Genomic DNA, 11,487 nt, shown 5'->3' on the forward strand with positions numbered 1-11,487 from the left:
TGGATGAATTGGATGCTAATTTAGCAAATTTAATCCCAATGATTTCGTAACGACTAATACTTTAGGTTTTTTTCTTGTTCCTGTAATAGAAAATTCTTACTCTGGCTCTAGTGACAAAATGAAGTGGGGTTTCTAAACAAGCGGTATGGCAGTGCCCATTCTCAACCTTTTAGCGGCTGATGGTTCACGACAGCAAATTCAACTGGGGCGCGATCGCCTGCTTATCGGTACCGACCCCCAAAGCCAAGTGATTCTCGTCGGTGAGGGGATTTCCCGCCACCATGCCTTGATTATTCCCACGGAGACGGGTTATCAAGTGGCGGATCTTGGGAGCGCCAGCGGCACTTTTTTGAATGGTACGAAGCTGCGGCCACGCACCCCTGTGGCTCTAAAGGCGGGCGATCGCCTACAAATCGGTGACTTTGAAGCCATTTTTGATCCAGATGGCATGGCAACAACGGAACTGCCGGGCACGGTGGTGATGGGGGCTGCCAGTACGCCGATCTTGCAGGTGGCAACGCCCCAGTGGTTGCAGGAATTTCCGCTGCTGAAGGAGGAACTGGTTCTCGGTCGGGATCCGAAGGCGGACATCACCATTGACCATCCCTTTGTGTCCTTTCACCATGCCAAGCTGGTGCGATCGGGAGAGCATTACAAAATTATTGACTTGGGCAGCAAGAATGGCCTTCACTGGCGAGGCACAACGATTAGCGAACATGCCTTGGCACCGGGGGATGTGATCCATGTGGGGGAATTCCTGCGGCTGACCTACTTGTTGATGCCCGCCACGGAGGTTGTGGAGCAAACGCGCCCCCTCCAACTGCGCGATCGCCAGCAGGTGCGGATTGGCCGAGATCCCAGCAATGATATGGTGCTGGATCATCCGGTCGTCTCGCGGTTTCATGCCCGCCTCTACCTTCAGGAAGGACAGTGGTACATTGTCGATCTCGACTCTGCCAACGGCACCTTCATCAATAACCAGCGCCTTGAACCCCGCAAACCCGTGCCTTTACCCACGGGGGCTTTGGTGCGCATTGGCCCCTATAGCTCGCTGTTTACCCCCGACGAAACCATTGTTCCCCACAACGACAGTGGCAATCTGCGCCTCGATGCCATCCACCTCAGCAAAACCACCGCCAAGGGGGCAAAGCTGCTGCAAGACATTTCCCTTTCAATTTTGCCCCGCGAGTTTGTCGCGATTGTTGGCGGCAGTGGTGCCGGTAAATCAACACTCCTCGATGCCCTCAATGGCTTTCGCCCGGCGACGGCGGGCACGGTACTGGTCAATGGCTACGACCTATACCGCTACTTTGGCACCTATCGCACCCAGATTGGCTATGTGCCTCAGGATGACATTATCCACAGCGAGCTAACGGTGGCTCAGGCCTTGGACTATGCGGCACGACTGCGCTTACCTGCTGATTTTAGCGATCAAGAGCGACAGGAACAGGTGAACCGCGTCCTTGCGGAATTGGAGTTAACATCTCGTCGCAATGTACTGGTGAAACAACTGAGTGGCGGTCAGCGCAAACGGGTGTCGATTGGTGTGGAATTGCTCACCCGCCCCAGTTTATTTTTCTTGGATGAAGCCACTTCTGGCTTGGATCCGGGCACAGAAACCCAGATGATGCGGCTGTTGCGGCAGTTGGCAGATCAGGGGCGAACGATTTTACTGATTACCCATGCGACTAAGAATGTCATGCTCTGCGATTTGGTGGTGTTTTTGGCACGGGGCGGCCACCTTGCCTATTTTGGGCCACCGGATCAAGCCCTTAGCTATTTTGATGTCCAAGATTTTGATGAAATTTACCTCAAGATTGAGAGCGAGCCCAATCCGGCGGTGTGGCAGCAGCGCTATCGCCAGTCTCATCTGTATCAAACCTATGTGGTGGAGCGGCAGCGTCCCCTGAATGTGGATACGGGAGCAACCCGTCAAGTTCAACCGCAACGCCCCAAAACAACCTTGCCCCCAGTGGCACCGTGGCGGCAGTGGTGGATCCTCACCCAGCGAAACTTGGCCATTTTGCGACAGGATCGGGCGGCACTCATTCTCATGCTCTCCCTCGCGCCGATTTTGGGAGCCTTGGATTTTGTCCTCTGGAAGCCAACGATTCTCGATCCGGATCAGGGGGATGCGGGGCAGGCATTTACGATGGCCTTTGTTACTGTGCTGATTGCGGTGATGGTGGGCAGCCTAGCGACGATGCGGGAAATTGTTAAGGAACTGGAGATCTATCGCCGCGAACGGATGGTGGGGTTGGGGCTGTGGCCCTATATTTTCTCCAAGCTTGGCCCAGCAGTGGTGCTGGCACTGTACCAAGCAGCGGTTTTTTTGGCGGTGAAGTTTTTGGCGATCGATCTGAGCCTCGGTATTGGGGCGATCGCTGGCTTGTATCTAACGCTGTTTCTGGCCACCTTTGGTGGCATGGTGATGGGGTTACTGGTCTCTGCCCTCTCGCCGACGCAAACCGTGGCTCCCTTGTTAACGATTCTCTTTTTGGTACCGCAGATTACCTTTGCTGGAGCAATTATTCCTCTGAAGGATCTGGGGGGCGTGGGCAATCTAATCAGTGATGTGACGTTGACCCGCTGGAGTTATGCCAATGTGGTGTCCCTCTTCGGTTTTGGTCAGGATGTGGCGCGGGATGCCTGCTGGCAGCAATCCAAATCTGAACGGGAGAAACTCAGTCCTGAAGCCCTAGAGCAATGTCCGTGTTTTGATGATAACCTCTTTCAACGTTGCCGCTTTCCCGGCGTGCGCAAGGAGTACCACCCCGCTGTAGATGAACCCGAACCCCCACAACCTCCGGAACCGGGTGATCCACCGCCACTGCCCAATTCGGTCTTAGAGTTTGATCAGGCCTATCGCGATCGCGTCGAGGAGTACAATCAACGGGTCAAAGACTATCAGGCGGCCATGGAGCGCTGGCAAGACCAATTTGCCCTCTGGAAAGAGCAGCGGGGGCGGGCGATCGCCAGCGGTGAAGCTCTTATTGATCGCTTTTGGAGTCTTCAGAGGCACACGTTCAACGCCAATGTCACCGTCAATAACCTGCGCTTAGGGGGCATTATTGCCCTCATGCTGGGACTAGTGGGGGTTTTTCAAAAACGCAAGGATGTGCTTTAGGCTGTTAAGTGGGCAAAGGCTCGGCTCACTGCCCCTAAGGCCATATCAATCTCGGCAGCACTGACAATGAGAGGAGGGACAAAGCGCACCACCTGCGGCCCCGCGGGCACCAGCAATAGCCCCTCAGCAAGGGCAGCTTTGACGACTTCAGCAGCGGTGAGGGGGGTGTCGGGTTGCAGTTCCAGACCGTTGATCAGTCCCCAGCCGCGCACCTCAGCAATGAGCTGGGGATAGGTTGCTGCTAGTTCGCGTAGTCCTGTCCGCAGTTGCTGCCCGCGATCGCGCACATTTTCGAGGAGATTCTCTTTTTCAAGGGTTTCACAAACCGTGAGCGCTGCTGCCGTGGCCAAGGGGTTACCGCCAAAGGTACTGGCATGATCCCCCGGCTGAAAGACAGCACAAAACTCCTTGGCAATCATGGCACCAATGGGAACTCCCCCCGCTAGGCCTTTGGCCAAGGTGAAAATATCGGGTTCAACACCGAGGGTTTCATAGCCCCACAGGGAACCCGTGCGCCCCATGCCCACTTGCACTTCATCAAAAATCAGGAGAATGCCTTTTTCGGTACAGAGTTGGCGTACCCGTTGAAAATAGGCGCGATCGCCAAGACGGACTCCCCCTTCTCCCTGTAACGGTTCCAACAGAATAGCGGCCACTTGGGGCTGGGACTGATCTAGTTGCTCAACAAGAGTCTGCAATGCCGCAAAATCGTTGTAGGGAACATAGGCAAAGCCGGGCACTAGGGGGTCAAAGTGTTGTTGGTATTTCGGTTGACCCGTAGCAGTAATCGTGGCGAGGGTGCGTCCGTGGAAGCTAGCCTGTGCCGTAATGATGATCGGGTTGGCAATGTGGCGAACCGTATGGGCATATTTGCGCGCCAGTTTAATGGCCGCTTCGTTGGCTTCAGCCCCGGAATTGCAGAAAAACACGCGATCGCCGCAGGAGTGAGCCACCAACCACTGCGCCAGTGCCCCCTGTTGGGGAATGTAATACAGATTTGAGACGTGGTGTAGCGTTTGCATTTGGCGGCTGACTGTCTCCACCAAAGCCGGATGGGCATGACCGAGGGTACAGGTGGCAATTCCCGCCACAAAGTCCAGATAGCTGCGGCCTTGATCATCCCAAACACGGCAGCCTTCACCGCGCACGAGCGTAATGGGAAAGCGGCTATAGGTGGTCATCACCACTTGGTCAAAGGCATCGGTACTGAAGGACGTTGGGAGAGCAGCAACCATTGACTCTGGACTCAAAGCAAAAACTTCCTGCTATCTTAGCATCTCCCTCTCGCTGTGGCAGGGGAGTTACAGGTCTCTCTAGAATTAGTGCTTATTGACCCCCAAGGATTGCTTCGGTACACTACACCTAGTATTCCGCCATTGAGTCCTGCCCCTATGGTGCAAAATCCTCCCCGTCCTCAAACCAGCTTCCCCGCTACGGCTCCCACAGCCTATCCCGTGTTTTACCGCACCTACAGCCGCCAAAATGAAGCGGGCGAGCGGGAGAGTTGGCAACAGGTGTGCGATCGCACCCTGCAAGGACTACAGGAAGTGGGGCACCTCACCGCAGCAGAAGTTGCCCTTCTCCGGGAAATGCAGCAGGACTTGAAGGCACTGCCCTCTGGCCGTTGGTTGTGGGTGGGAGGAACGGATTGGGTGCGCCAGCCCGAGAACTTTTCCGGTGCCTACAACTGCACCAGCACCAATGTCGTGGATTGGGATTCCTTTGGCCTGATGATGGACTTGGCCATGCAGGGCTGTGGCACAGGGGCGATTCTAGAGCAGAAATACATCTCCCAGTTGCCGCCGATTTGCAATCGCCTTGAGGTGACTGTCATTGGTCAAATTGGTCAAACCCCCAAGGAAGCGCGTCAAGAGCAAACAACTGTAATACTCACGGGGCAGACCTGTCAAATCAAAGTGGGGGATAGCCGCCAAGGGTGGGTGAAGTCCTACCAAACGCTGCTTGAACTCGCCAGCAATCCTCAACTCGCTGGTTCAGTTCAGGTGACGATTGACATTAGTGATGTGCGTCCTACGGGTGAGCGGCTCAAGGGGTTTGGGGGAGTTGCCAATCCAGTAAAGCTGCCAGACCTCTACCATCGCTGCGCGGCACTGTTGAATGCGGCGGTGGGTCGCCAGTTGACCTCTGTGGAGTGTTGTCTGCTGATTGATGAGGCAGCCGTTGTGGTTGTTGCTGGCAATGTGAGGCGTTGTTTGCCTGAGGATGCTTTGGTACACACAAGCAAGGGACTGATCCCTATCAAAGACATCCAAGTGGGGGACTGGGTGCAAACGCCCTTAGGGTTTCGGCAAGTAACCCAGAAATTTGACCAAGGCTACCAAGAGGCTTATGAAGTAATAACAAATGGTCCCTTGCTGCGAGCTACCCTAAACCATCGGATCGCAACTCTTGCGGATGTTTCAGGGGGAATTCACTGGAAATTTGTCAATGCCTTAAACCCGGGCGATCGCCTGCTTCACAATACTCAAGTTTTACCCGGTACAGTTACTCATTTGCCATCAGACTTTACTGATTCTCGACCACGCGGTAGTCATACTTCTCAAGCAATCACTATTCCAGAACTGACGGCTGATGTTGCTTGGTTAATTGGCTTTACCCACGGGGATGGTTATGTTAGCTTGGGACGCAACAAGTACAACAAACCCTTTGGTAGCATTTGTTGGGTTTACAACAGTTTAGATTCCAAGCTTGCTCAGCAGATTCATACTAAAATCAACTGTGCTCTTACTCTCTTCGGTGTACAAGCCAGACAAGAGTGTATTGAAGGTGAGAATACCTTGCGATCGCGAGTAACCTCTATTCATCTTGCAGAATACTTTCACCGCTATATTAAGCAACCTAAACAACCGTTAGAAGTCCCTAGCTTTATCTTGCAGGGAACGGTTGAGGTGCGTTGCGCTTACTTAGCAGGTCTAGTGGATAGTGACGGTTCTGCCTGTGGGCGGCCACCTTACCTATTAACGACTGTATATCCTAAATTTGCTCGTCAAGTTAGCACTCTTTTATCTAGTTTGGGAATTGCTGTTCGAATCGGTGTCACACTCCCCCAAAAAGAGCATTGGCAACTCAAATATCACCTCAAACTACCGGCTTTTAAGGCTCGCTACAACAGTCTCATTGCACCGTATTCCTTGAAAGGCAAAATTCATCAAGGACAGGAAGCCCATGGCTTTACAATTCCTGCAACCATGATGCGGGAAACCTATACCTATAGCCAAATGCGGGAAATGGGTTTTGAAGGTTCCCGAAGCGTGGATGCCAATTACGAGAGGTATATTGCTGAAGCTGAAGTTAGTCTTGATATTCCCGTAACAGTAAAAGAACTAGGCAGCTACGACTATGTTCAGACCTATGATATTGAGGTCGAAGATGCCCACTGTTTTTACTGTGATGGTTATCTGATGCACAACAGCGCTGGTATGCGTCAGGGGGCAAGTGAGGATAAGGCTTTTGCCCAAGCCAAGCAAAATCTCTGGCAACAGGATGAGCAAGGCAATTGGCGAATTGATCCCAAGCGGGATGCCCTGCGGATGGCCAACCACACCCGTGTCTTTCACACCAAGCCTAGTCTTGAAGAATGTATCAATGCCGTGCGCAGTCAGTTCTATTCAGGGGAAGGTGCCATTCAATGGGCCGGGGAGGCCGTTGCCCGCGCCAATGCCGATCTTTTGACTACAGCGGATCTCAAGCAGGCCTTCCTCCGTGCCTATGAAAATCAACAGGGGGAGGCGTTTTTGCGGCAACTGTTGCCCACTATCGATCAACGGGAGCTGGCTCACCGCTTGGGTCGTTATGGCCTCAATCCCTGTGTTACAAGCGATACGTGGGTACTCACAGAAGTAGGGCCGCGCCAAGTCAAAGATTTGATCGGCCAACAGCACGGCACCTATGTCAATGGCAAATTGTTTAGTACCACCGCCGCTGGCTTTTTCCTGAGTGGTATCCAGCCAGTTCTCAAACTCACCACCCGTGAAGGCTATACCCTACGGCTCACCGCGAACCATCGTTTGCTGAAAGTGACCGCCCAAACCCCGAAAAGACAATACACGGAATGGGTAGAAGCAGGTCAATTGCACGCAGGCGATCGCCTTCTTTTGCACAATCACCGTGATCTAACCCCTTGGGGTGGTAAGGGAACTTGGGAAGAAGGCCGTTACACCGCTCAAGCCCTTTATCAAGTTGCCATAGGAAGCGCTGCTGTGCAAACCCAAGCAGCAGGCTGTTTCACAGGGATTGAACACCGCCAAAACGACTGGATAGCTGTACTCCCCCATACCTTAGAAAAGAACTTTCGCCTAATCACCATCGAAGAAGGCAGCTATGCATTCTACTGCGGGTTCCTGCGAGAGATTTTCGTTACGACTCAGTTAACATCAATACCACGGCTGCATGTCACACTGGGGGATCGACAACTAGCTTCACTTATTCAGCGCATGCTACTGCGTTTGGGAATCGTTTCGGTAGTTGCAGAACCATCCCTAGTTATCCAAGGGGATAATCTCACAACGCTGGCTCGGGTTCTGGAATTGGGGGCGATCGCCCATAATGACTCCTTACCTCCCGAACGCTTTACAGTTGTCGTTGAGTCAATTACTCCCGATGGCATTGAGCCAGTGTATGACTGTACCGTGCCCGGCCCGAATTGCTTTGATGCCAATGGCTTTGTTGCTCACAATTGCGGTGAAATTATTGGTGCTGATTTCCACTGCAACCTTGCGGAAATCCACCTGAATCAAATTGATCCAGCGGATACGATCACACAGGAAAAAGCCTTCAAGGCTGGTGCGCTCTCAGTGGCAGCGCTATTGAACCATCGCTTTGTTGTCGATCGCTATCAATACTCCCGCGCGATTGATCCCATTGTTGGCGTCAGTTTTACGGGGCTATTTGACTTCTGTGTTCATGCCTTTGGTGTGCCTTGGCTGGAATGGTGGGCCGCGGGACGACCGGATACCCCCCAAGGGCGCGAATTCAAAGCCCAAGAGGCAGCCTTCCTGCAACGCTGGCGGCAAATTGTCCATGAGACCGTCTGGGAGTATTGCGATCGCCACGGCCTCAAGCGCCCCAATCGCTGTACCACCGTCCAACCCTCCGGTACCAAATCCCTGTTGACGGGTGCCTCTCCCGGCTGGCATCCCCCCAAAGCCCAACGCTTTATTCGACGGATTACCTTCCGCAAGGGCGACCCCGTGGCCATGGCCTGCTATGACTTTGGCTACAATATCATTCCCTCCCAGTCCGATAAGGATGAGACAGGGAAACTTCTTGATGATCCCTTTGATCCACGGTGTACCGAGTGGCTAGTGGAAATTCCCGTTGCCGTCTCTTGGGCAGATCTGCCGGGGGCAGACACGATTGATATTAGCCAGTTTTCGGCCTTGGCGCAGTTTGACTTCTATATGCAGGTGCAGCAGCACTACACCACCCACAACACCAGTGCCACCATTGAGCTACGGGAACCTGAAGTCGAACCCCTTGCCACGGCAATTTACACGGCGATTCAGCAGGATCAAGGGTATATCTCTGCGGCGCTCTTGGCACGCTTTGATGCCCATGAAACATTCCCGCGTCTGCCCTTTGAACCCATTAGCAAAGAACGGTACGAGCAGGAAGTCACTGCGGTTGCTCGGCGCAAGCGGATCCATGATTTCCATGAAGCCCTCTCCCGCTATACCCAACCCCTCATGGAAGCAGGACCTGCGGGCTGCGACTCCGATAAGTGTCTAATGTCCTAGGAAAAGGGGGCAAACTCGCCCCTCTATTTAGGCAACTTTGTAAACCAGTTCTTCTTGGCGCGATCGAGTTGGCCTTGAACCATTCCAGAGACCATACTGAAGTCTGCCCCAGAAATATCGGCACCGGTAAAGTTGGCTCCTGAGATCGAGGCATCCTGCAATTTTGCTCCCTTCAAATTTGCCCGCTCAAAGTTGGCTTGCACCAGATAGGCACCGCAGAGATTGGCATCACTCAGGTTAGCTCCTTGAAGATTGGCTTCCCGCAAGACCACATTGGTGAGGATACAACCCTTCAAATCAGCATTGGTAAAATTGGCATTGGCAAAATTGGCACCGGAGAGATCGGCATTGCGCAATACCACATTGGAGAGGTCGACATCCACAAAATCCCGTTCTCCCCGCTTATAGGCCGTTAGCACTTGGGCAGCCGTCATCCGTACGGTGACTTTGGGGCGCAGATGCTGACCCGAGCCTGCCCCCACAACTGGCGGCCCACCCCATGGAGATCCTGTCATCCGCGATTGCCGCAACCGAGCTGCTGCAGCATTTTGACGCACAGAGGAGGCATAACTAGAGGACTGAGCTGATCCACGGGGTCGGCCTTGGCTGGGAGGGGCTGCAAGGGCATTACTGAGGTCATCATCCTCTGCTGTAACGGTAGGGGCAGCCAGCGCAGGTGTTTCTTGGCAATCAAGGAGCTGGAGATCGGCTAGGACATCGATCGCGCTTTGGTAACGGTTTTTAACGCTATCCTCCAGCATTTTGTCGAGGAGAGCGGCAAACCCAGGGGAGATATTTTTGACGTACCGCTTCCAATGCCATTCCCCCGTGTGCGGATCTCGCTCAATCTCTTTGGGTGATTTACCAGTGAGGAGATAAACACAGGTGACACCCAGAGCGTAAATATCGCTGGCATAGATGGGACGCATGGCCATTTGCTCCGGCGGCGCATACATCGGCGTTCCCACGGCAAAGCTGGTAAATGTGGATAGCTCTGGGGCATTTTCCACCATCGCCTGGGTGACTTTGTCTTTGACTGCACCAAAGTCAATGAGCACTAGCTTGTTGTCAATATCACGGCGGATCAAGTTGGCAGGCTTAATGTCACGGTGGATCACACCATTTTTGTGTAGGTAATCAAGGATGGGCAGCACTTCCTGCAAAACCTGCTTCACCTCTTCTTCACTTTTGGGGCCAAAGCGTTTGACCTCCTGTTGCAGGGTGAGGCCACCCACATATTCTTGGATGAGATAGAACTCATTTTCATTTTCAAAGTAGCCAAGCAAACGCGGCAGTTGTGGATGGTTGCCAACTTTGCCGAGGGTGGTCGCTTCCCGCAAAAAGAGTTCCCGCGCCATGGCCAAGATATGGGGGGCGGTGGCGGCTGGCCGTAATTGTTTAATCACACAACTGGGGTTGCCGGGCAGTTTTGTATCCACGGCCAAAAAGGTAGTACCAAACCCTCCCCGCCCCAGCACTTTAATGGCTTTGTATTGATCGTTGAGCAACAATTTGCTGCCACAGGATTGGCAAACCTCTACATGATCGGGGTTTTCTGGCTTGACACAGTTTGGGTTTAGGCAGTAACTCATAAGCAGCCAAGGGGATGAACAGCACGTTCAACAGGGGGAAGGGTGATAGGGTGACCTGTTTTCAAGTCACAGCTCACAGGAATGTGCCCCCACCGCTAGTATGATTCAATAGCTTCCACAGGACGACTCCGTACTTTTACGATACTCTTTTTTCTTTGCCTCACCCTATCCGTGAAATTACGGAAGTTGGACAAAACGCTTACAGCCCTTTCCTAAAATATGGGATGCATAGGGAGGAAGCTGATCCTGCTCGACAGTAGCTTTGACTGTTTTAAGGGTTTCCCAACCTTGTGAAAAGCGCCTTCGGTATGATACAAGGGTAGCACTTCATCATCCCTGCTGTGGCTTTGGCTATGACCCCGCTTGTGACAACTGATGCTAAAGATTCGCTGTGCGATCGCCAGCAGGTTTTGGCGTGGTTGACGGAGAACGTGCCTGCACCTCGACTCCAACATATCCTGCGGGTAGAAACGATGGCAGCGGAGCTAGCCCTACACCACGGTTTGGATGTGGATCGCGCTGCTTGGGCGGGGTTATTACACGATTTGGCAAAGTACTTTCCGCCGGAGCGGCTATTGAGCATGGCACGGGAGGCGGGGCTGCCGATTACGGAGGTGGATGAGGCGGATCCCCACCTGCTTCACGCGGATGTGAGTGCCCTTGTGGCGCGACAGCAATTTGGCATTACCGATGAACAGGTCTTAGCAGCCGTTGCCAACCATACCTTGGGTCAACCGGGAATGGATGCCTTGAGTTGTGTTGTGTTTCTCGCGGATAGCTTGGAGCCGGGGCGAGGCCAGACGGTGGAGCTAGAGGAATTGCGCAAGGTGGCTCACCAAAATTTACAGGAGGCGGTGTGGCGGGTGTGCGATCGCACGCTGTTGTGGTTGGTTGACCAGCACCGTTTAATTCACCCCCGCATGATCCTCACCCGCAACTGGGCAATGCAGGTGGCACCAGCAAAACCGAAAAAGAGCGAAAAGAAAGGCGCCGCCAAGGTTTAGAGGCCTTG

Annotated in this window: 5 protein-coding genes; 3 read left to right on the forward strand and 2 right to left on the reverse strand. The window is 53.4% G+C overall.

Annotated elements, in window-relative coordinates:
- Positions 1 to 145: 145 nt before the first annotated feature.
- Positions 146 to 3,127: an FHA domain-containing protein gene (locus tag RHP47_RS11345; protein ID WP_286625777.1), complete on the forward strand. Its 2,982-nt coding sequence runs from the start codon at positions 146 to 148 to the stop codon at positions 3,125 to 3,127.
- On the opposite strand, the gene RHP47_RS11350 is transcribed toward RHP47_RS11345, so the two are convergent.
- On the reverse strand, positions 3,124 to 4,362 hold the full coding sequence (locus tag RHP47_RS11350) for an aspartate aminotransferase family protein (RefSeq protein WP_310840522.1): 1,239 nt from the start codon (positions 4,360 to 4,362) through the stop codon (positions 3,124 to 3,126). The two genes, RHP47_RS11345 and RHP47_RS11350, sit on opposite strands and share 4 nt — an antisense overlap.
- Before the next feature lie 156 nt (positions 4,363 to 4,518).
- On the opposite strand from RHP47_RS11350, the gene nrdJ reads away from it, so the two are divergent.
- The gene (nrdJ, locus tag RHP47_RS11355; protein WP_310840523.1) at positions 4,519 to 8,883 is read left to right on the forward strand and encodes a ribonucleoside-triphosphate reductase, adenosylcobalamin-dependent; all 4,365 of its coding nucleotides are present in this window, start codon (positions 4,519 to 4,521) and stop codon (positions 8,881 to 8,883) included.
- Between the two features lie 23 nt (positions 8,884 to 8,906).
- On the opposite strand, the gene RHP47_RS11360 is transcribed toward nrdJ, so the two are convergent.
- Complete coding sequence (locus RHP47_RS11360; protein ID WP_149820965.1) at positions 8,907 to 10,475, reverse strand: serine/threonine-protein kinase; 1,569 nt, start codon at positions 10,473 to 10,475, stop codon at positions 8,907 to 8,909.
- A gap of 353 nt (positions 10,476 to 10,828) precedes the next feature.
- Here RHP47_RS11360 and yqeK point away from each other — a divergent pair, with 353 nt between their 5' ends.
- Positions 10,829 to 11,479: a bis(5'-nucleosyl)-tetraphosphatase (symmetrical) YqeK gene (yqeK, locus tag RHP47_RS11365; RefSeq protein ID WP_149820967.1), complete on the forward strand. Its 651-nt coding sequence runs from the start codon at positions 10,829 to 10,831 to the stop codon at positions 11,477 to 11,479.
- Positions 11,480 to 11,487: the final 8 nt, after the last annotated feature.

The sequence above is a fragment of the Thermosynechococcus sp. QKsg1 genome, assembly GCF_031586415.1.
Taxonomy (GTDB): Bacteria; Cyanobacteriota; Cyanobacteriia; order Thermosynechococcales; family Thermosynechococcaceae; genus Thermosynechococcus.